A 22538-nucleotide genomic window follows, 5' to 3' on the forward strand; every position below is an offset into this window, starting at 1 on the left:
AATAGGTCGGTGTTTTCGTGCAGATTGTAATACCGATAACACTAAGGGAAACTCACTTTTTCTGTCTTAAACAAATAGAATAGTATTCAGATGTGTTCAATGAATATTGAAGGTCAAATAATGTTCTCTAACGTTGACACTTACTTAGTAGTAAGTTAGTGTGTAGATATGGAAAATAGAAAAGAACAAATCATTGAAAGGGCATTAGTGCATATAAAAAAAAGAGGCTATCTATCTTTCAGCTATGATCATCTATCAAAAGAGCTTGGTTTGACGAAAGCAAGTATTCATTACCACTTTGAAAAAAAAGAGAGTTTAGGGCTTGCTGTTTGTGACAGGCTGGAAACCGGGTTGGATCAAATGATATTAGCCATTAATGGTATGCATATTGATCCGAAAGAAAAGCCGATGGAGTTTTTTAGAATGAGGATTTCTCACATTGATGTAGATGAGATTTGTCCAATTTCAGCGTTTCAAGCGGATTTTCCGTACTTACCTGAAATCCTCAAGCAATCTGTTCAAGATGTAACGAAAAAAGAATTAGGCTGTGTAGCTGAATTACTTCAAAACGTACATAAAGATATAAATAAAAATGAAGCCAAGGCAATCCTATTATTATCCGCTATGAAAGGCGCGTTGCAGTATAGACGAGCAGTTGGTGGGGAAATAATGGAGACAATAAGTTATCAATTGGAGGAGATATTGCAATGAGTCGAAGAGTTGTTGTAACAGGGTATGGGGTCGTATCCCCTTTAGGAAATGATGTAGATACATTTTGGAATCATATAAAAGAAGGTAAATCAGGAATAAAGAAAATCACATCAGACGAATTTGATGGGATTAATACACAAATTGGCGGATATATTGACGATTTTGCGCCAGAGTCGTACTTAGATAATAAGGAAATCGGCAGATACGATAGATTTATTCAATATGGATATGCTGCAGCAAAGCAAGCGCTTGATCAGTCAGGATTGGTTTTGGAGACAGAGACGAATGACCGGTACGGTGTTTACGTCGGTTCAGGTATTGGCGGGATTGATACGACGCTTGAGAATCATAAGGCGTTGCTAGAAAAAGGGCCGAGAAGAGTGTCACCATTTATGGTACCGATGATGATTAGTAATATGGCATCAGGAATCATTGCCATAAAAACTGGGTTTGCTGGTCCAAGTTTCTCACCGGTATCTGCCTGTGCGACTGGTAATCAGGCGATTGGCGAGGCTTTTTTGAACATCCATCATGGTTATTCAGATGCGATACTTGCTGGTGGCGCTGAAGCGACGATAAATCCACTGTCATTTGCAGGATTTTCACGTATGCGTGCGATGTCCACCCGAAACGAAGAACCCCAAAAGGCAAGCAGACCGTTTGATAAGGAACGCGACGGTTTCGTTATGTCTGAAGGTGCAGGTGTGTTAATGCTTGAAGAATATGAGCATGCCAAAAAGAGAGGCGCTGTAATTTTAGGAGAAATTGTTGGATACGGATCCTCGACAGATGCGCATCATATTACTTCTCCTGATTACTTAGGTGCTGCTAAAGCAATGGAAAAAGCGATACAGATGGCAAAAATCAATCCAGAACAAATTGATTATATCAACGCACACGGAACGAGCACACCTGAAGGGGACAAGTCTGAAACGAATGCGATTAAGCATGTATTTGGCGAACACGCCTACAAGCTAAAAGTTAGCTCTACTAAATCCATGACAGGTCATCTGTTCGGCGCAGCTGGCGGTGTAGAAGGTGTCATCACAGTGAAAAGTATCCAGGAAGGGATTTTACCTCCAACAATTAACTATGAAGAGCCGGACGAAGAGTGCGACCTAAATTACATTCCGAATCAAGCTGTAGAAGAAACAGTAAATTATGCTCTTTCTAACGGCTTTGGATTTGGTGGACATAATGCCGTGCTAGTGTTTAAGAAGTTTACGGAAAATGAACGGTAATAAATGAGAGTTCTGAGTGAAATAGGTCCATTTTATACTCAAAATTTATAAATCAATAAAGGTAGGCACATATTAGGTATGCATAATATGTTTGCTTACCTTTATTTTTTGATTAGTGGGCATCACTTACATGGATGGGGAACTTTTTGTTGAAACCCTGATAGATCTGGTATTTCTGTAGATGAAATTATAGATCAAAATAATTTTAAAAAACCTTGATTGGCTTTCTGCCTTTCAAGGTTTTTAAGTGGAGCGAAGTGCTAAATAAAAGGATTTTTATTACAAAGATAATATTTTATCAATCCAATCCCATATAATATTTAATCGTTTTAATAGTCCGACTATAGTAGGAAAAGTGCTGGTGTAAAGGGTGTGGGAAAAAAATACAAAATTTTAATTCGGAATGGTGAATTTAGAGATGCTATAAGAAATGTAGAAATATCAAACTCAGCTCAACATAAAAAATAGTATATGTACGCGATGGAACAAGTGAGAATAGATAGAATGTCAATGTCGTATACACAAATAAGAAAAATGTACGGGAGCAAAAAAAAATGCTCCTTTATTAACGAGTAAAAAGCACCTTCGAACGAACTAGATCCCATCCCAAAATGCTCATGGAATCTAGTTCGTTTAAGTAATACTCCGTGGTAAACAGTGCAAGTTATTTTCTCCGAAGAAGATAGAGATGTTTCAAGTTATCATTTCCAAATAATACTATATGAAAAGAATTATATAAGAGAATCCATGTGATGAACAAGAAAATAATACTATTGTACATGCGGAAAAGAACTGACTTATTTAAAGCTAATGTGGTGATTATTTGTTACCTTTTATTAATTTCGTGAGTATAGGGGTGGAAAAATTTACTTTTTATTAACAAAAAACAGCAATAAACCTTTGGTTTCTCATAATTCTTAATAATCAGTTAACAATAGTTAATTATAATTACTAATGTACTAGATTTCCTAATTTTTAAAAGGAGGATTTGTTAGGTTTGGATCAATAGTCCTAGAAAAAAGATGGAGGAAAAGGGATGAAAAAACAATTATCAACGCTTATTATTGCAACATCTGTGTTAGCTGGAAGTGTAGTCACACCTATTTTGCCACATGAGGTGAGTGCTGCATCGGTTCAACAAAAAGGGGAGTTCAGTAAAGAAAAAGTATTGGTAAATGGACAATTGAGAGATATTCAATACACAGTATCGAATAAGCAAAAGCTCTACTCTGCTAGTGATCTAGCAAAATTAATGTCTGCAACAGTCAGCTATGAAAAAAAGTCAAAAGCATTCACTTTTTCAAAAAAAACTGGTACTAAAAAGGTAAGCATCGTGGTAGTGGCCAGTAAAGGGTCTACAAAAATAAATGGAAAAGAAGTAAAGCTAAATGCTGCACCGAAAATTGTAGGGAATTCTTTGTTCGTTGAAGCGAAATCTTTCATACAGGCATTTGGGGGAGATCTATTACTGGACAATGGATTGTTAGTATCAACAGCTAGTTCAATTAAATGGCAAACATCATCCTTGCAAGTGGATGGGCATCCTAAAAAAATCCGTACCGTAATGATTGGTGGTAAGTCGTTATACTCCGTTTCAGATCTTGCAAATTGGTATGCGGCTACTGTAAATACGGATAAGAACAATCTGGTCACAATCAAACAAAAAGGAAAGACAAGCAGCTTTAAAATTTTAGAAAATACGGTCACACAAAATGGCAAGAAAATAAAAATTGGGAATTACCCAATCAAAGTAAAAGGTATTGTATATGCGGATTTAAAAGATTTAACTACAATAATTGGAGGGGAATTGGTCACTACTCAAAACGGACCATTCATTTCAGTTTCGGGATTAATTAGCGGTGATACATTCAATCCACAGTGGGTTAACAATACAACAGTCCTAGCCGGTAACGAAACGACATCAGGTGCGAAAAATTACTTAATTAATGTTGATAGTAAGAAGTCATCACTTGAAATCAGTGGCACAGAAGTTTCTGTTTCACCAAGTGGGAAAAGTGCCATTTATACGGACGAAAAGGGAATCATCTATCTAACCAATTTGACCACGAATAAAACGGTTATTTTGAATGATCTGGACGATAACGAAAAATTCGAATTTGTCTGGTCTAAAAATGAAGATAAAGTGTATTTCTTTAATGGAAAAGATACAGATAAAATCTATAACGTGAATGTGAAAGACGGTGCATTAACAAAAGTTTACGCGGATGCTTTCAAATATAAATCCGACCTGCACCTTTCCAATGACGGGCAAAAGCTGATTTATTCTGTGTCAAATGAAGCTAAAACCAATTATACAGACTCAGATAATACGGACGTATCGGATATCGACTTAACGGATACGGAACCACAGTTGTTTTCACTGGATTTAAATGCGGCTGAACTTAAGCCTTTACAATTAACAGTTACAAAAGACAATAAAGTTTTTGTTAATTTACTGAATAATGGAAATATTGTGTATACTAGTTACTCAACTGACAGTAATGTAATGCCCGTTTTATACATGATTGATCAAAGTAACAAAGTTTTACCGTTAGTCACGAATAAGGACATCATCCAAACCGTTGTTACTGCACAAGGTAAGCTATTCATTTTAGTAGCTGAAAAAAATGGATATCAAGTGATTTATGAAGTGAATGCATCCACGAAAGCATTAACGAAAGTCGCACAAACAAAATTAGAGCTTACTTCCTTCTCTGTATCGATAGATGGAAAAAGAATGGCTGTTACATCACCAGGGAAAAATGGCGATGTGTTAATGGTTGTGAAGAACGGATTCTTTGAAGCAGTAACTAAATAATAAAGGGGCGAAATAAAATGACGAAAAATGTAAAACGCTTTACTGTAGCAATAATGGCAATTATCATGTTCATTGGTTTTTCATTTGGAGGGTTTATTACAAAAGCAAGTGCAGCATCTACAGTATCAGGGAAAATCACAATTGCAGGTTCGACTGCTTTACTACCACTGACTCAACAAGCTGCAAAGGAATTTAAGAAAGTAAATCCGAAAGTAACGGTTTCAGTTTCAGGTTCTTCTTCCATTGCTGGGCCACAGTCTGTTTTGAAAGGTGCAGCGACAATTGGAGCAAGTGACTGGGATGCTACTAAAGCGGTACAAGGGTTTTCAGCATTTAAAGGACTAGTTGCTCATAAGATTGCAGCTATTCCATTTGCAACAATCGTTCACAAATCTAATCCTGTAAAAAACTTAACAACAAAGCAATTACAAGATATTTATGCTGGGAAAGTCACGAACTGGAAACAAGTTGGTGGTAAAGATGCACAGATTGTTGTTGTAAATAGAAAGCACGGTTCAGGAACTCGCGTCAACTTTCAAGCGAAAGCATTGAAAAATGCTAGCTTTATGTCAAAAGGCGATAATTATAAAGAAGTTGGAAAAAGTGGTGAAATGTTAGCAGCAGTAGAATCTAACCCAAATGCAATTGGCTATACAGATTTAGCTTATGTTAAAGGAAATGTTAAAGCTGTAAGTTATAATGGTGTGGCTGCTACTACTCAAAACGTTGTGAATGGTAAATATCCTGTTTGGTCTTACGGCTATTTATTGACTAAGGGCCAACCAAAAGGTGCAGACGCTGAATTCATTAAATACATCCAATCAAGTAAATTTCAAAATGGTTCATTGAAAACATTGAAATTTATTCCACTAAGCCAAATGAAATAATCGTTTCATTGATAAATAATAGATTAGTGAAGGATGACCTAGTATGGGGTCAGACCCCTCATATGAAGATGCTCATTTTAATCATCTTCATATGAGGGAATCACCCCCTTTTAAGTCATCTTTTTTACTTTATTCCAGGGGGATTTAAGGTGAAATTAGAAGGGAATATAAAATCATCAGCCTACTTACCTGTTCATGGATTGAAAATAAAAGCCAGAACAAAGTACGTTAGAAATTATTTGTTTTTTATATTTTGCTTACTTAGTGCTTTAATGCTAGGAGTCGTTCTCTTCTGTATCGTTCTATTCATTGGGAAGACTGGTTTGCTTGTATTTAAGGATGTATCCGTGATGGAATTCTTTTTTTCAACAACTTGGGAACCGTATGATGGAAAATATGGCGCAGCGATTTTTATCTTAGGAACGTTGTCACTAACTGCCTTAACGATGTGTTTTGCTGTTCCGCTTTCTTTAGCTTTAGCGGTCTTTATTGTTGAGGTAGCACCAGATTGGGTAAAGAAGATACTTCGGCCAATGCTAGATTTATTAGTTGGAATTCCTTCCATTATTTACGGTTATTTAGGACTAACATTGCTCATTCCACTTTTACGAAATATAACGGGTTCAATTATGGGAGACGGTCTGCTTGCTGCATCACTCGTCCTGACGGTTATGGTGTTGCCGACGATCACAAGAATTAGTGATGATGCAATCACAGCTGTGCCTAAAGATTTGCGTGAAGCTGCTTATGCACTAGGGAGCACGCGCTTTCAGTCTATTTTTCGGGTTATTCTACCAGCTGCGAAACCAGGAATCTTAACAGCAACGGTACTTGGGATGGCTAGGGCGATTGGTGAGACAATGGCTGTTGTAATGGTAATCGGAAATACGGCGCAAATTCCTGGCGATTTATTAACGCCTACAGCAGTCTTAACAAGTAATATCGTCATGCAAATTATCGATGTACGATTTGATTCAACTTGGAATTACGCCTTATACATGATGGCTTTTTTATTGTTAATCATTTCTTCCCTCATGATTCTTATAATAAGAAGAATTAGGGGAAAAGGAGAGTAACCTCATGAATGAACAGATTTTTAGAAAATATGTGGTAAGGCGAAAGAGTCCCGTTGCCATGGATAAAATCTTTACATACAGCCTTTGGTTAGTTGCTAGTATGATTCTATTATTAGTTACTTTTCTTTTGATTCGGATATTATGGAATGGCCTTCCGGGAATATCGTTACATTTCCTCACTGGATTACCTGATGAAATCGAGGCTGGAGGTGGAGTAGGCCCTTTCCTATTCAACTCCATTTACATTCTTCTAATCTCAATGATCCTGTCTCTTCCAATAGGGATTGGCTCAGGCATCTACTTAGCAGAATATGCACCAAAAAATCACTTAACAGGATTCATCCGAACAAGTGTAGAAAGCCTTGCCTCTGTACCTTCAATTATCTTTGGTTTATTTGGCTATGTACTGTTTGTCGATGTTTTTCAAATTGGCTTAACGATATTGGGAGCTGGGATTGCTCTTTCGTTACTAAATCTACCAGTAATTACTAGGGTTACTGAAGAAGCGATTCAAGCAGTTCCGACTGAGTTAAGGGAAGCATCTTATGCGTTAGGAGCCACAAAATCACAAACCATTTGGAAAGTGATTATTCCGGCAGCATTATCAGGTATTATTACGGGAAGCGCTCTAGCCGGTTGTAGGGCTTTTGGTGAATCAGCTGTCATTCTGTTAGCTGGTGGAACAGGTACCTCAGGCATTATGTGGGATTTTAATCCAATGTCTCAAGGAGGTACATTGCCCGTTCATTTATGGTATGTCCAATCAGAAGCCCTTGTTGAAGATGCTAAACAAATTGCCGACCGCTCTGCAGCCGTCATGATTCTATGCATCCTGCTTATTAATATGATCATAAGACTGCCACTCTTATTTCGTGATTTTAGAATGTGGAAACATTAAGAGTAGTATAATCAAGTCAGTTATTCAAGAATTCTTGAGGAACTGACTTTTATAGTTTTGAAAAGATATTGATAGAATAAGCCTTTAGTTTTCTGCATTAATTTCTAAATATACTTTAATTGATGGATAAGGAGTAGAATATTTATCCCGCATTAATGGGCAGTAAGACCTTCACCTCAAGGTTTAGGAGAATTGAAGAAGCGTAGGCAGTCGCCTCGCTTTTTAATGTAAGATCCCGATTGGTGAGATACAGTGAAACTTACCAATGCGTGAGCAGAGGTTTAGTTGAGGCCCACAGGATGTGGGTCACACAGACGTTGCTTAGTCTGTGAATCATTGAATCGGGTTCGTAGAGCCGCTTTATCGAAGCGGAGCGAAAGATATTAGCGACTCTAGAACGGGCCTCACAATCAGTGGGGGATGAAGAAAAACCCCCACTGATTGAAGCTTCACTTTATTAAAGAGGGTAGTAGTATTCGTGATAAATCATTAGACGAAGCTAAGATACGAAGATAAGATTAGTATCTATGTAGGTATACAAATGATAGTTAGCAAGTACGAGATGTAATCGAGGAAAAGAAGATGAAGTTTCATTAGAATAACTGGGGGTAAAAGGGGGGAGAAATTTGAATATTCGTATATTGAGAGCAGTAGATGCAGAAAAATATTGGACGTTACGTTTAGAAGCATTTCAGGCATTTCCCGAAGCATTTGCTACAAGTTATGAGGAGGCAATTGCGAAAGAAGATCCGATTCAGGAAGCTAAAGATAGACTTGAAGCAGAAGGCAGTTATACTTTTGGTGCCTTTGTAGATGGTGAACTGGTTGGTATTGTGACACTTGTTCAAGAAATGCGCGAAAAGCAGCGGCACCGAGCAGATATTTTTGGCATGTTCGTTAAAAAGAATCAACAAGGTCTTGGGGTGGGAAAAGCTTTGATGAGTGAGGCCATAAACTTTGCGAGGAACGTTCGGGGAATTGAAAAATTGAACTTATCAGTCGTTGCAAGCAATGAAGGTGCTAAAAAGCTATATAGAAATCTCGGTTTCAAGGTGTTTGGTCTCGAAGAAAAAGCACTGAAACTAGGCGATGTATACTTAGATGAGGAGTATATGGTTTTATTTTTATAAGGTTGTAGTTAAATTCAAAATTTGCGATTCGACATCACTTAACCTAAAAACGAAACCGCTGAATTGTCTAGCGGTTTCGTTAGGAATGGAGAGGCTAGAATTAAATAAACTTTGCAACTTCTTCCAACGGCAGGCGGGAAGATCCGTGCGCTGGCGCAGCTGCTTTACCTAATGCGATTAGAACAATTGGGAAGATGTGTTCTGGAAGCTCGAATCTTTCTGTGAATTTCGCTTTATCGAAGCCGCCCATTGTTACCGTATCATAGCCTTTTTCCTTAGCGATCAGCATCAATTGCATGGAAACAAGTCCAGCGTCGAAAGCCGCGATATTCATTCTTGCATCTTTTGAAGCTTTCGGATAAGTAGCATTCGTATTTGCAATCATTAGCTCTTTGGTTGACTCATCCATATGGCCTTCTGCTACATTTTGTGTATATATTTGATCTACTTTTTTATACATGTCGCTATTACCCAAAATGGCAATAACTGCAGATGAAGATTCGACTTGTGCTTGGTTAAATGCGATTGCTCTTAGTTCTTTCTTTACGTCTTGATCTTGAATGACAAGAAAGCTCCAAGGTTGCAGGTTACTTGATGAAGGAGCTGTTGTTGCTTGCTTCAACATGTCCTCAATTTCTTCTTTGGTTATTTGAAAATTAGGATCGTAGACTCTTACAGATTTCCTTGCAGTCATTAGATCATATAATTTTGAGTTTGTTGATGTAGTCATTGTCGTTGCCTCCTAGGTATATAAACTTACTAATAATAAGTTGTTGAATATAACTTACCATTAGTAAGTTTGATGCGTCAACCATAAAGTTTCGTGCTATGATTAAAGATAGAAAATTCGAATGGGGGCTTATTTTATTGAATCAGCCATACAATTGCAAGAATTCATCACATGTCTGCAGTAATTTTCACGATACGATTGAATTTATTGGTAGAAGATGGATGGGTGTAATCATTTATACATTAATGTCTGGACCGAAGCGTTATTATGAAATTGTCGCCAGTATTCCTGGAATTTCCGATAGACTCTTAACAGAACGACTGAATGAATTGGTCAAAGAGGGGCTCGTCACGAAAAACTTCCTAGAATCGTCCGTAAAGAAGGTGGAATATGAACTAACGCCGAGCGGTCTAGCTTTACAGGAAGTCATTATTGCGGTAAGAGACTGGATTGGATTGCGTGAAGCACTTCAGAATAAGATAGAAAATGACTAGGCAGGGTTCTCAAAGCGGGAATTCTGTTTTTTTTTTGTCTAGAAATTACATTATATGATGTTAAAATTGTTTCTAATTCAAAGGGCAACAATATTGAGCCCTTGTTTAATTGGAGAAAGCCGCTTTTATCTGAGACTCTTTTTCCTAGGAAGGACACAGGGGCGATGCATTGTTAACTTAAAACAGCGTTACCAATTGAATAACAAGCTCAACTGGAGTTTGAGTAGAAATCTATAAAATTACTGTTACACTTTGCCTCTTTATTTTAGTTAGTTTTCCTATTTTATTAAGCCTTCTTTCAAATTAAATCGAAGCGTTCTAACACTAAGTTGCTTCTTTGGCAGATAAACGATACTTAACTTATTTTTCACCCAATTCTGAAGGTCGGTTATTCCATTGACTTTTGTTGTGGCTGCTTTTATATTAATACGAGTTATTGAATAAATATCTCATTCGTTTTGCATATAATTGACAAGAAATCGTCTCCTTACAATGCAATCAAACAACTTAGAAAAGGAGATTTTACATGAGTACAAAAAAACTTGGGTTTTGGATATTAACGGCGCTTGTCGTTGGAAATATGGTTGGTACGGGCATCTTTATGTTGCCTGGATCCTTACGCTCAGTGGCAAGCCCCCTCGGAGTTGTATCGGCTTGGCTTGTAACCGGATTTGGTGTACTGATCCTTGCATTAGTATTTGGAAATCTTTCGCTTAGAAAACCGCATTTAACAGGCGGACCGCAGCTTTATGCGAAGGAATTATTTAAGTCTGGTAGCAAGATGTCAACTTTATCAGGATTTATGTCAACTTGGGGATATTGGATTGGGAGCCTAATCGGAAATATTGCGGTCATTACATCGTTTGCCGGCTATTTATCGACTTTCTTCCCGATTTTAGTAAGCCAGGCGGAATTATTCACTTTTGGTGATTTTACGTTAAAGGTTGGAAATGCGTTAACCTTTATCGTATGTACGGTTCTGTTATGGGGTGTTCATTTCATCGTACTACAAGGAGCTAATCGAGCTGGTAAAATAAACTTTATTGCAACGGCAGCAAAGGTAGTAAGTTTCTTCTTGTTTATTGTGATTGGTTTATTTGCCTTCGAAAAAGCCAATATTATGCCATTTGTCGCACCAACTGTTAATGAGCTCGGCCAGTCAGTTAGCTTGCTTGGACAAGTGAATAGTGCAGCTGTGATAACTCTTTGGGCGTTTATTGGAGTTGAATCAGCGGTTGTCTTCGGATCACGTGCGAAACGACAAGTTGATGTGAAGCGTGCCACTGTATTGGGATTATTCATTGCGCTTGCCATCTATATTGGCATCAGTACGCTTGTTATGGGCTTATTACCACATGATCAATTAGTCACATCCGAAAAGCCATTGATAGATGCTTTCTCAACCGTAACGGGACCGGTTGGCGGGAAAATTCTCGCTGCTATCGGATTGGTCAGCTTTTTCGGTTCGACGATTGGTTGGATTATGCTCAGTGCAGAAGTACCTTATCAAGCTGCAAAGCAAGGCATGTTTATGCCTCAATTCTTGAAAACGAATAAAAACGGTATGCCGGTTTTCTCGATGATTGTCACGAATGCAGTTGGGCAACTGTTCATCTTCTCAACCATTTCGAGTTCGATTTCAGCGGCCTTTCAGTTTATGATCGTTGTTGCGACCCTTTCTTATTTAGTCCCTTATCTGATCTCATCGCTTTTTCAGTTGAAATTGGTAATAACAGGTGACACATATGCAGATGGGAAAGGAAGAATCGCAGATGGTATCATTGCTGCTTTTGCATTACTTTACTCTATCTGGGTGATCTACGCAGGAACAGCCGATCTGAAAACCTTCTCAATGGGAATTGTTCTGCTACTGAGCAGTCTATTTTTCTATAAATGGGTTAAACCAGTTGCTGCAGTAAAGGAAAACGAAGTCTAAGTAATGATTTTAAAAGAGGATGTCTCATAAGGGTGTGATCCTTTGCTCTTTCGCGAATATAAAAAATTGACAAACTCTATAACTTTATTTTAAGATAGCTATATACAGTTGAATAGTTTCTCCTAAGGGGAGTAGCTTTTACAGCAAGGTCGTCATTACGGAGTGTTACACTCTCGGCTTTGTTGGCAACATAACGTTGTTAGCCAGACCTTACCTATTGGTAAAGGTCTTTATACGTATTCAAAAACCTTTACCTTTCGGGTAAAGGTTTTTTGTTTTCAATTCAACTAAGCGATTCATCTAGTGATGAAAAAAATGAATAGAGGTGAGAATCTAGTGAAAAAAAGAGTCCAATCATTAACTGAATTAATTAGAAAAAATAGAGAAGCCATTCTTAAAGATGTAGCAAAACTTGAAAAAATTGAAAAGCAAATGGATGAAAAATATTCTAATTCTAAATAAATCGATATAAAAAATGAAGGAGTGCATTCTTTGATACTAAGAAAATCGATGTCACTATTAGGGATCGGTTCAGCGCAAATTGATCTTATCTTACCTAAAGAAATATATCATCCTGGAGAATCTATTCAAGGGTATTTTTTGATAAAAGGTGGTACGATAAAACAACAAATGAAACGAATTGAGTGTGATTTGATCATGTTTGATTATGTCAAGGGTACAGAGACGATAATCGATACAACGATGATCTTGTCTTCAAGAGATATTGCCGCAGAAGAAGTAAACGAAATCCCGTTTTTCTTTCAGCTGCCAACTTTTCCTTCACCTAAAGGAATGGATTATCAATTTAAAACAAGGCTAACTTTTGATAAAGGGATGGCCAGCAAAGATTCGGATCTTATTCAGATTATTTAAAAGTAGTGGGATGTAGAAGGAAGCATCCCATCTCGATACCATCTCTTTGATACCGAAGATCAACATTACGATCGGAAATTGCAAATTAGATGCCAACGAGTTGTATCGATCCAGAATGAAAATAAAACTGAGAACATGTCTTCAACCTATATAGTTGAATTGTTAGTCAACGTAATTAAGTGAATGATCATTAATAAGAGTACTTCAGCCGGTTAAAACAAGGATAAATTCATCGGCTTAGCCTAACATTAAAAAGATAGTCGCTGATAATGGATTTCATGCTACTGAGGTGAAAATGTGAGTATTTTAACTTTTACAAAAAAAATATCAGACTATATAGATGATTTTTTAATTTTAAAATTAATATTATTGGGATTAGTGTTAATAATCCTTTCCTATATCATAAACCGAACGGTGGCCTGGTTCTTCGGAAAATCTACATTTTTTGAAGAAGAAATTGAAAAGACGATACAAAGTGTCATTCGTTCAACGTTAAGATACGGATTCGTGACAGTCTTTATTATCTACTTGATTGGACAATTCATCGATCTAAAAGGATTACTTGCTGGAGCGGGGATTATTGGGGTAATTATTGGTTTTGCTGCACAGCAAATGTTGAAGGACATTTTACTTGGCGTCACTCGATTATCTGATAATGAATTTCGCGTTGGCAACTTTGTCACGTTTAACGGAACAAGTTCAGGTACGGTTGAGGAAATTGGGATCCGTTTTATGCAGATTCGTGAGTGGTCGGGTAAGCTTCTTACGATTCCTCACGGAGAAATTAGGACGATTCAGAATTATAATAAAGGAAGAATGCGTATAATCGAAAGGGTTACTGTAAGTTATCAGGAGGACCCAAGACGAATGGAGCTCTTGTTAGAGGAAGTGTGTAAAATTTGTAATGAAAAGTATCATCAAAGTTTATTACCATTAGAGGATGGAGAGCCTGAACAGGATTTTCGGTATATTGGCGTTACTAATTTAAATCCAAATCAAAAGTATCTCGGCTATGAACTTTGTATCGTAGGCTTGGTGAACCCTGAGGACTATTTTCAAACTTCACGAGATGTAAGATTCGAACTGATGTCTGTTTTTTATGACAATGAGGTACAGATGCCGGCAGCCAATTTAATGATGCAATCTGAGAAAAGTGAAGGGCAATATTTCTCGGCGAATGAGTGAATTTGTATACTTATGAAAAAGCTCCGCTTAAAGAATATAGCATCGTAAAATCAGTTTCATGATTCTACTAGACAAAAAACGTTACATTACACAAGTAATTTGGGTGCCAAATATCATAATACGAAGAACCTTGCTATATGTGTGCAAGGTTCTTTTTATTTCGAAGTAAAAAATACGGAATATGGGAAGAGGTTGAAATATATCATTTAGTCGGTTCGGTATGGAGGATATTCATGTTCAGGTAAATAAGGCCCTACATATTGTTGCAGCCATACTTGAATTTTGGTTCTGTCTGTATGAAATAACCATTCCTAACCTCTGCACTCCAGTTGGCAAAGGCCTCCCGCCATTGAATACTATTAAAGAATTGATCAACGGTTTGATTTTCAGAATCCCACTCTATAAATGTATTGAGTGGAGCGATTCCACCTGCCCAAATTCCATTATTTACGTCCGTACCTTTTTCTCTTACTAATAATATGGGTAGACCATGTTGAAAAGCCATCGATGGTTCAATTTGCAAAAACACGGACCCCTCCCAAAATGGAGTAGTTGAGGGTAATGGTCCTACATTGGTGTCAATGAATTCAACGAGAAATCGTCGAAAGTTTATTGCTAACAATCCATAACTCGATAAAACCAATCGACGAATGCTTGTCAAAATTGTTTCGGGATACTGTTCACTACTAGGCAATGTCCGTGGAAAAAGTAAGGCTTGCTCAATCTCTGAGATAAGTCGATCTAGAAATCGCCCTTGTTTGGTATTAAGGGTATTAGTCGTACTTAAAAAAATCGGGATTCGGAAGGCACGATCGACGCATTCTTGTAATGATGCTGAAGGTTGTGCTCTTTCTTCAATGTGTTCATCCGTTGATTCCATAGGAGGAAGTATATGGTTATTTTTTAAATGTTTATCGTGAGTCATTCTCTCATCTCCTTGTCTTTTTCAATATATGAGCATGGAGTTAAAGGAGATTGGACAAATGTTATATAAACTAGTGCTTCTTTCTAATGAAAATGAAGGGCTCGCCTGTTTGTAAAGCAATAATGTGCTTCTGTACAACAATGCTGTGTTCGTAAACTTTATTTAAATCTTATTTAGATGGAGGAATATCCTTTTATATTAAATCCAGTAAACAGTCTAACGGCGGCACTAAACTGTCATCTTGTTGCTATTATTAAAACTGTAAAAACTGGATAAATAGAAAATGCGATTTAACATGAACTGTGTTTTTATATTTTCATGTTGGGGTTTTGCAAAGCGTCAAGGGCAACGAATCACTAAGTAACATCTGGAAAAAAGATGGGATTTAAATATTGACGTGGGGTACCATAGTAAAGAACTTGATTATATTGAGGGAAAATGGAGTCAAAATGAATCAAGATGGCGGAATCCAGCAGTTGTGGATAATAGCTGAACAATCTACGATCACCGTAAAAGATGGCAGTTAAGGCAAGTTTGATTTCTCTTTGAAAAATTATAAAGCGTTGTTTAGAGGAATGTTCATCGAATTCTCCTCCACTTACATACACTTTGCCTTTACATATAAACTGCTCATATTGCGAGATCCATTCTGCTAAAACCTCATCTCGGATTTTTGCATTTATGGCAGGAAGGTTATAGTGATTGCCAATACTTAAAAATAATTTCCCAGTAGCATCAGAATGCGTCAGCGTATATTTTCGACCATCAACAGGCAGACATTCAGTGGTAGATGCCAAAAACGTAGTACTTAACTTTGAGGCATTAAATGTACTCATGATGACCACTTCTTTCATTAAGAAGATAATGATATGGAATCATATGTTAAAAAAAATAATTGGTTCTAAAAGATGCGTTAAACTGGTAAATGCATCCTTGGAGTTTTACTGTAATGAAGGAGAAACATGGATCCGTTTTGGGATGTCGCTTCACGTATATCCAGTGTAGGGATTGACTGGTGAATGGGAAGAGTAACTACTTTTTGGAATGAGGTGCAAAAAATGACGATTGTACGGCTCGGTTATGTAGCAATGAGCATGGAATTAAAGAACGCATCTCCCTCGCAAACCATGACATTTAAGCAATTCCAGAAAATTGCTGACAGGGAAGCTGCTGTTCGCAAATTGGAACGTATTTCATTATCGAATTTACAAAATACACTTAGAATTCTAAGGCATAATGCAGAATCCGATATCCATTTTTATCGTTTATCTTCTCGTCTAATCCCTCTGGCCAACCATGAAGAACTTCTTGATTGGAATTATCTGAAGCCCCTGCATCAACTGCTGCATGAGATTGGTGATTTTGCAAAAGAACACGAAATAAGAATTGATTTTCATGCGGATCACTTTGTTCTCATTAATTCCATGAAGAAAGAGGTTTTAATAAGCTCCATTCAAACGTTGAAAATGCATTATTTATTATTAAAAAGGATGGGAATTGAACCGACTCATCGCTGTGTTATGCATGTGGGCGGTAATTATAAGGAGACAGATGTATCGCTTGAACGATTTATAGATAATTGGATGGTCGTCCCAAGATCGATTCAAAAAATGATTATGCTTGAAAATGACGATACTTCATTTACGCTAGAGGATACTCTTTATTTATGTGAAAAATTGGATATTCCTCTTGTCTTCGATTATCACCATCATCTTGCTCACCATCGGAATGCTGATTGGGAAATTCATTGGAACCGAGTCATCCAAACGTGGAAGCATTCTACTCTCCCTGTGAAAATGCATATTTCTAGTCCGAGAAGCGAACAGGCATTTCGCCACCATGCTGATTTTATTGATGTGAACATGTTCTTTCAGTTTCTAAAAGAAATTAAAGGCAGCATTAAGCAAATTGACTGTATGATTGAAGCGAAAAAGAAAGACGAAGCACTTTTTAGTTTAATGGAGGAGATTAAAGCGAGGGATGATGTGGAAATAATTGATGGCTCTTCTTTTCATTTAAAATGAATGATGGGCCAATGAAGTAAATGATTTACAAATCGTTTTTTTACAAAAGCTCTGTTAATCATGGCTGTTGCTTTCTGCTGCAGGCGTTCGTTTTCTACGGGCTCCCCTTGAAGAACATAAAAACCACGCCTTAAAAGTTGAGGAAAGGATTCAAAATCTGGGAATACTGGTTGGTGATGAAGGCGTGATTGGATCAGTGCAAGGTTTTTTAGTCAAATTATGATTCCTGAAACCTTGGTTAGAATTATGGAGAGTGTAATAAAGGGGAAGGGGGATTATGGGATGTTGTCGGCAGAAATCGTGAGAGAGGATTTCGATCATGAAAGGCAGCAATTAATCGCAGAGATATTAGCTGAAGATCAAGAGCATGTTTATTATTTACAACGCTACTTCACGAGATGAATGGAAAAGGGTCTGATCCTTTCGGTATGGGACAGCCCTTTTCCGTTGTTGTTTTCATGGTGTGTCATTAGGAAACTAATAATCCATTGATCGAACGATAGACTTGTTGAATTGTTTCTTCTCCGGCTTTAGCCCATCTGCTTTTATCATGGATATAGTCGTCATTATCCAATGGTGTTTGAAATTGATCAAGCCCGGTAGTAGCAGTTAGAAATGAATTTTCATCATGATCAAGCCCAAAATTGACAACATGCTTGATAACAAAAGGTTTTCCAAACTCAATCAATGCACTAGGATGATCTAAAGCCCCATCCAAAACATGAATGGGGACTCTTAGATAAATAGACTCCCCTCTATCACGCCATAACAATGCGTCGAATTTCCCTTGTTCATAATCAAAATTACTGCAAAAACTACATCCGTAAGAATGGAAGATATCACGAACTGTACCAAAATACGCCCTTTTCCCTTCAATTTCTGTCTGTAATTGAAACAAATTTCCTTCACTCCCATATTAAATGTCAGTTACTAGTCTTAACTTAAAAGTGAATAAAATACCGGACCTTCAGTGAGAATTTCCGAAAATGTTATTATCTCTCTTTCAGCATGCTTCGAATAATTTCAAGGGGGTAACAAATCCTAATGAACAAGGGAGGTGCTTATATTGTCAAACCAGCAACGTACTAATGGCGAGAAACAAAGAAGGCAATCCGGCAATCAACCGGGTTCAGGATCGAAGTATCATGAAGAACATGCAGGAAAGATTACCGGTTACGGACAACCTGATCCAAACGCTAAAGAGGCTTACAAAAATAGTTGATAAGCCTTTATTGTGATCATTTCAGCCCTTTGCATAATAAAACCCGAGGAAATATAACTATCCTCGGGATTTTAGATGCAACGGATTTACTCCATATTATTATCTGTATTATACTTTTGCGATAAGTCATCCTTCTTCCAAAGTTTACCTGGCCAGAAAGCGAATCGACCCAGAACAGCGGTAATCGCAGGCACGAGAAGTGGACGAACGATAAATGTATCTAATAGCACACCAATTGCTGTAACAATGCCAAATTGAACAAGCACTTGAATAGGTAAAGTAGCCAAAACAGCAAATGTTCCAGCTAAGATTAAACCGGCCGAAGTGATCACACTTCCGGTTTGAACCACTCCGCCCGCAACAGCATCAAGATGAGTTTGAGTCTGTTTTTTCTTCCATATTTCCGAAACCATAAAAATATTATAATCCTCACCTAATGCAACAAGGAAGACGAAGGCATATAAAGGAATTGCCCCTTGAATGGCAGGGGCTCCAAGCCCGAAGTGAAGAATAAGCCAGCCCGCACCTAGTGCAGAAAAGTATGATAAAACTACAGTTAAAATCAAATAAATCATGGCAATGATAGAGCGTAAGTATAACAGCAACAATAATGAAATAATACAAATTATAACAGGGATAATAACAGATTCATCCCGTTCTGTTATTACTTTTGTATCATATAATGAGGCAGTTTCACCACCAATCCAAACATGGTTCTCGGTATCTTGGACACTAGCGTTTGTTAACGTCTTTTTCAAATGACTTCTTAGCTCCGGAATCCGACTCAACGCTTTAATGGAATAGGGATTCTCAGCCAAGGACACTTCGTACATTTGCAATTGATGATTATATTTTCCTTTCACGGGCTCAGTCACTTCCGCTACGAAAGAAAGTTGTTCCAATTCTTTTTTTAAAGAGATGTCTTTTCCGTTTGTATCAACAACAATTTGGAGAGGTGCCAATCCACCCGGAGAAAAATGATCAGAGATTAAATCAAACCCTTCCCTTGAGGGCATGTCTTTAGGAAAAGACTCCAATAAATCATACGTATATTGAATACGTGGAACAACGGCAGCCAATCCTCCAAGTAGAATGAGCGTTGTAATGATCACTGTCCATGGACGTCGGGTCACGAGTCGGCCAAGCGCCTTACTAAAGACCCCTTGTGATTTTCTAAGTTTAATTGTTTTCCCTTTCTTTTTAGCCCATTCGTCTGTCATTTCGTTCGTTCTTGGAATAAACGGGTAAAATGCTGCCCTTCCAAAAATGGCAAGCAAAGCTGGAAGAAGTGTTAATGCTGCAATCCCCATCAATAGAACGGCGAGACTAAATGGAACGGCAAACCGATGGAAAGAACCGAAATGAGCAAGCAATAATGTACCTAATCCTATCACGACAGTTAGAGCACTCATCGAAATAGCCCCGCCGGATTCTTTCATGGCAAGTTGTAAGGCTTTAAATGTATTTTTCTCGTGAAGCAAAAATTCTCGATATCTGGAAATGAGGAATAAACAATAATCCGTTCCAGCTCCGAACAATAGCACTGTCATAATGGAAACACCTTGGGCATCAGCTGTGATCCAGCCTTTATTCGCTAAAAAACCAAGAGTTGGACTGATGATACCATAAGCAAAGCCAACCACAATTAACGGTAAAATTGCCAGAACAGGTGAGCGATAGAGAAGAATTAATAGGACTAAAACAAGAAGTACAGTCGCAATTAATAATTTGACATCTGCTTGGCTGAATAAACTAACAGCATCCGTTTGAATACCAACAGGCCCGGATAACCGAACATGTAAACCAGAATCAGATAGCTTTCGTTTAAATGGATCTTCGTTCAATGTACTCTTTACTATTTTCTTTAGTTCATCCATATTACCTTGAAGAGTTTCCGTTCCAGCATTTTTGTCAAAAAATATCGGAGTGACTAGAGTTGTACCATTCTTTGAAACACTTTGCGAAAGTGCCTGTTCGGGAATCGTATCAAATGGTGGTAAAGTCGATTGTTTTGTTAATGGTTTATCTTTTAGCTGCTTATAAACAGTTTGAATCGCTTGATAGTCCTGATTATTTAGCTTGTTATCTTTGTGCCATACGATAAGAACGGGGATTCCAGCATCGTTTGGAAATTCCTTTTTGATGAGTCTGTCCGCTTGTTGTGACATGGATGAATCAGGAAGGTCTGCTGCCGTATCATCTTCGACTGAATTGATCGCTGGCCAAGTAAAAGATAAAACGATGGTTAGAAGCACCCATATTACCAGCGTAATCCAGCGAGTCTTTAAACCTCCAACGAATGTTCCATATAAATACCATGGATTTTTCATAAAGAACCACCTTTTCAATTGAATGATTATTATTAATTATATATACCAGTCAGTTAATTAATCAAGAACAAATTGAAGAATGTGCTATACTATTTTTTATATTGATAAGTTAGGGGAGAATGATATGCAACGGGAACATCGACCACTTGGAAGACCACGTCAAGATCTTAAAGGGAAGCCTACAAAAAACGTAATATTAGACGTAGCTACTCAATTGTTTCTTGAACAAGGCTATCAGGTAATTACTATGGATGATGTTGCAAAAAAATGTGGAGTTACCAAAGCAACCGTGTATTACTATTATAAAACGAAAGCTGATCTCTTTACAGATGCGATGGTCCAAATGATGATTCGAATTAGGAAACGCATTTTTGATATACTTTCTGCGGACAAACCACTAAAAGAGCGATTATTTGAATTTGCCAAGGCACATTTGCAAGCAACAGTAGATATTGATCTAAATGGATTTATGAAAGAAGCAACAACTTCCCTTTCAAGTGAACAATTACAACAAATGAAGGGAGCAGAAGATAAAATGTATGAAGTGCTTGAGCAAGCATTAATAAATGCGATGGAAAATGGAGAAATTCCAAAGAGTCATCCACAATTAGGAGCCCATTCTTTTGTAGCTTTGCTAACAGTGGGAAATTATAAAGACGCTGATCAACAGCCTATTTTTCCATCAATAGATGAAATGACAAAACAGATTGTTGATTTTTATTGGAATGGTTTAGGGAATGAATGAGATTTACCTCCTCGTACTATTGTGCAGGCGTGCTATATTAGAAAAAATCAGGGAAGCCTGAATCTAGACAGTTCTACATGTTCAATGGTGGGTGTCCAAAAGGGTGTGACCTCTTGCACTCTATATAACGTACATAGTAGTAAAATGCTCAATGGATTTTAACTAGACCATTATATTATTCGCCTATCGACCCTACTCTTGTAAAATCGCTTTTTTAGGCATAACCATATAGACCAAAAAGAACCGGACAATTTTTGCCCGGTTCTTTTTGGAACTTCTATTTTAAGAGGGTGTTCGCAGCTCTTATTTTGTCTCTTTTAGGAAAATATCCGCGATATCATCTAGCATTAAGTTAGCAGCTAGAACACCACCTGCTGTATTCCAAACAGCGTCACTGACTTCGTGAACATTTCCAGTTTTTACAGCATTTAAGTTTTTCCAAAGTGGATCATTGGTCCATTCTTTAGCTGTATCGAGTGCTGCTTGATCACCGTTTGGCGCATAAGTGAAGTAGAAGAGAACATCTCCATCCATTTTAGGAATGACTTCTTTTCCTACCTCTATGGCAAGATTACCAAGCTTGTTATCAGCAGCGAACAGCTCTGCTTGAGGTTGAGTTCGTTTAAATCCTAATTGATTGAAAATTACACCAGAAAATGAATCCGTATAATAAATACGAGATTTTCCGGCCATAAAACGAACAACGGATACTTCTTGATTGACTTGATCACCAAGTTTTTGTTTTACATCGTCTACGTGTGCATCAAATTGGCTTAATACTTCGTTCCCTTTTTCTTCAAGGTTCAAAGCTTTTGCATATAATGAGAAGTTTTCTTTCCAATCGCCTCTTAATGTCTCGGAAAATACCGTCGGAGCGATTGCGCTTAATTGATCGTATATAGCTTCTTGACGTATTTTGGTTCCGATAATTAAATCAGGTTTTAACGATGCAATCTTCTCTAAATTTACTTCACTTTCAGTACCTACTACTTCAACACCTTGCATATCATCTGTAATATGGTCATACCATGGATCTCCTGTCCAAGATTGAACAGCACCCACAGGTGTTACTCCTAATGCAAGAAGAGCTTCAGTCCCTTCATTTGAAAGAACGACTACTTTTTTAGGTGTTTGATCTAAAGTAGTTGATCCCATTGCATGTTCAATTGTATAGCTAGTGTCTTCCGTTTTAGTGCCTTCATCTTTTGGTTTTTCAGCTTGTTCATCCGTACTATTTCCACATGCAGCCAATAAGAAAATGGTCATGATAGAAATGATGGTAAATAAGAATTTAACAGATTTCAATTTGTGAC

At 37.5% G+C, this 22538-nt stretch carries 21 protein-coding genes; 15 read left to right on the forward strand and 6 right to left on the reverse strand.

Annotated elements, in window-relative coordinates; all coding sequences use genetic code 11:
* The first annotated feature begins 168 nt into the window (after positions 1 to 168).
* The 7 genes from ACIQZI_RS01905 to ACIQZI_RS01935 all read left to right on the forward strand — a co-directional run bounded on the left by ACIQZI_RS01905 (position 169) and on the right by ACIQZI_RS01935 (position 8761).
* Positions 169 to 711 (forward strand): TetR/AcrR family transcriptional regulator, encoded by a 543-nt coding sequence (locus ACIQZI_RS01905; protein ID WP_403068681.1) that lies wholly within the window; start codon positions 169 to 171, stop codon positions 709 to 711.
* Positions 708 to 1952 carry a beta-ketoacyl-ACP synthase II gene (fabF, locus tag ACIQZI_RS01910; protein ID WP_403068684.1) on the forward strand — a complete coding sequence of 415 codons (1245 nt, stop codon included), beginning with the start codon at positions 708 to 710 and terminating at the stop codon, positions 1950 to 1952. The genes ACIQZI_RS01905 and fabF overlap by 4 nt, the downstream gene beginning before the upstream one ends.
* 1036 nt (positions 1953 to 2988) lie before the next feature.
* Entirely contained in the window at positions 2989 to 4770 is a 1782-nt protein-coding gene (locus tag ACIQZI_RS01915; protein WP_403068687.1) for a stalk domain-containing protein, read from the forward strand.
* A gap of 17 nt (positions 4771 to 4787) precedes the next feature.
* Positions 4788 to 5657, forward strand: coding sequence for a phosphate ABC transporter substrate-binding protein (locus ACIQZI_RS01920; protein WP_403068690.1), 870 nt, complete (start codon positions 4788 to 4790; stop codon positions 5655 to 5657).
* 200 nt (positions 5658 to 5857) lie between these two features.
* A complete protein-coding gene (gene pstC, locus ACIQZI_RS01925) occupies positions 5858 to 6733 on the forward strand; it encodes a phosphate ABC transporter permease subunit PstC (RefSeq protein WP_403071980.1) in 876 nt (291 codons plus the stop codon).
* Between the two features lie 4 nt (positions 6734 to 6737).
* Positions 6738 to 7631: a phosphate ABC transporter permease PstA gene (gene pstA / locus ACIQZI_RS01930; protein ID WP_403068693.1), complete on the forward strand. Its 894-nt coding sequence runs from the start codon at positions 6738 to 6740 to the stop codon at positions 7629 to 7631.
* 626 nt (positions 7632 to 8257) lie between these two features.
* Positions 8258 to 8761, forward strand: coding sequence for a GNAT family N-acetyltransferase (locus ACIQZI_RS01935; protein WP_403068696.1), 504 nt, complete (start codon positions 8258 to 8260; stop codon positions 8759 to 8761).
* 100 nt (positions 8762 to 8861) lie between these two features.
* On the opposite strand, the gene ACIQZI_RS01940 is transcribed toward ACIQZI_RS01935, so the two are convergent.
* Positions 8862 to 9491: a nitroreductase family protein gene (locus tag ACIQZI_RS01940; protein WP_403068699.1), complete on the reverse strand. Its 630-nt coding sequence runs from the start codon at positions 9489 to 9491 to the stop codon at positions 8862 to 8864.
* A 98-nt stretch (positions 9492 to 9589) separates the two neighbouring features.
* Here ACIQZI_RS01940 and ACIQZI_RS01945 point away from each other — a divergent pair, with 98 nt between their 5' ends.
* The 5 genes from ACIQZI_RS01945 (at position 9590) to ACIQZI_RS01965 (ending at position 13979) form a co-directional block, all read left to right on the forward strand.
* Positions 9590 to 9985, forward strand: a complete 396-nt coding sequence (locus ACIQZI_RS01945) for a winged helix-turn-helix transcriptional regulator (RefSeq protein ID WP_082674944.1) — start codon at positions 9590 to 9592, stop codon at positions 9983 to 9985.
* A 526-nt stretch (positions 9986 to 10511) separates the two neighbouring features.
* Entirely contained in the window at positions 10512 to 11921 is a 1410-nt protein-coding gene (locus tag ACIQZI_RS01950) for an amino acid permease (protein WP_403068703.1), read from the forward strand.
* A 306-nt stretch (positions 11922 to 12227) separates the two neighbouring features.
* A complete protein-coding gene (locus tag ACIQZI_RS01955) occupies positions 12228 to 12383 on the forward strand; it encodes an FbpB family small basic protein (protein ID WP_403068706.1) in 156 nt (51 codons plus the stop codon).
* A 21-nt stretch (positions 12384 to 12404) separates the two neighbouring features.
* Entirely contained in the window at positions 12405 to 12794 is a 390-nt protein-coding gene (locus ACIQZI_RS01960) for a sporulation protein (protein ID WP_403068709.1), read from the forward strand.
* Positions 12795 to 13091: 297 nt separating this feature from the next.
* The gene (locus ACIQZI_RS01965; RefSeq protein WP_062176449.1) at positions 13092 to 13979 is read left to right on the forward strand and encodes a mechanosensitive ion channel family protein; all 888 of its coding nucleotides are present in this window, start codon (positions 13092 to 13094) and stop codon (positions 13977 to 13979) included.
* A gap of 253 nt (positions 13980 to 14232) precedes the next feature.
* Here ACIQZI_RS01965 and ACIQZI_RS01970 read toward each other — a convergent pair whose 3' ends face one another.
* Both ACIQZI_RS01970 and ACIQZI_RS01975 read right to left on the reverse strand, forming a co-directional pair.
* The gene (locus ACIQZI_RS01970; protein ID WP_403071983.1) at positions 14233 to 14859 is read right to left on the reverse strand and encodes a hypothetical protein; all 627 of its coding nucleotides are present in this window, start codon (positions 14857 to 14859) and stop codon (positions 14233 to 14235) included.
* A 401-nt stretch (positions 14860 to 15260) separates the two neighbouring features.
* Positions 15261 to 15758 carry a staygreen family protein gene (locus ACIQZI_RS01975; protein WP_403068712.1) on the reverse strand — a complete coding sequence of 166 codons (498 nt, stop codon included), beginning with the start codon at positions 15756 to 15758 and terminating at the stop codon, positions 15261 to 15263.
* Positions 15759 to 15962: 204 nt separating this feature from the next.
* Here ACIQZI_RS01975 and uvsE point away from each other — a divergent pair, with 204 nt between their 5' ends.
* Entirely contained in the window at positions 15963 to 16928 is a 966-nt protein-coding gene (gene uvsE, locus ACIQZI_RS01980; protein ID WP_403071986.1) for a UV DNA damage repair endonuclease UvsE, read from the forward strand.
* A 469-nt stretch (positions 16929 to 17397) separates the two neighbouring features.
* Here the strand turns inward: uvsE and ACIQZI_RS01985 are convergent, their stop codons facing one another.
* Positions 17398 to 17826, reverse strand: coding sequence for a YugN family protein (locus tag ACIQZI_RS01985; protein ID WP_403068715.1), 429 nt, complete (start codon positions 17824 to 17826; stop codon positions 17398 to 17400).
* A gap of 168 nt (positions 17827 to 17994) precedes the next feature.
* Here ACIQZI_RS01985 and ACIQZI_RS01990 point away from each other — a divergent pair, with 168 nt between their 5' ends.
* The gene (locus ACIQZI_RS01990; RefSeq protein WP_403068718.1) at positions 17995 to 18150 is read left to right on the forward strand and encodes a hypothetical protein; all 156 of its coding nucleotides are present in this window, start codon (positions 17995 to 17997) and stop codon (positions 18148 to 18150) included.
* Positions 18151 to 18236: 86 nt separating this feature from the next.
* On the opposite strand, the gene ACIQZI_RS01995 is transcribed toward ACIQZI_RS01990, so the two are convergent.
* Positions 18237 to 20480 (reverse strand): MMPL family transporter, encoded by a 2244-nt coding sequence (locus ACIQZI_RS01995; RefSeq protein ID WP_403068721.1) that lies wholly within the window; start codon positions 20478 to 20480, stop codon positions 18237 to 18239.
* 124 nt (positions 20481 to 20604) lie between these two features.
* Between ACIQZI_RS01995 and ACIQZI_RS02000 the strand changes: the two genes are divergently transcribed.
* Positions 20605 to 21225: a TetR/AcrR family transcriptional regulator gene (locus ACIQZI_RS02000; RefSeq protein ID WP_403068724.1), complete on the forward strand. Its 621-nt coding sequence runs from the start codon at positions 20605 to 20607 to the stop codon at positions 21223 to 21225.
* A 303-nt stretch (positions 21226 to 21528) separates the two neighbouring features.
* Here the strand turns inward: ACIQZI_RS02000 and ACIQZI_RS02005 are convergent, their stop codons facing one another.
* Positions 21529 to 22491, reverse strand: a complete 963-nt coding sequence (locus ACIQZI_RS02005; RefSeq protein WP_403071989.1) for an ABC transporter substrate-binding protein — start codon at positions 22489 to 22491, stop codon at positions 21529 to 21531.
* Between the last annotated feature and the right edge of the window lie 47 nt (positions 22492 to 22538).

This window comes from Peribacillus sp. NPDC096379, assembly GCF_044762875.1.
Taxonomy (GTDB): Bacteria; Bacillota; Bacilli; order Bacillales; family DSM-1321; genus Peribacillus.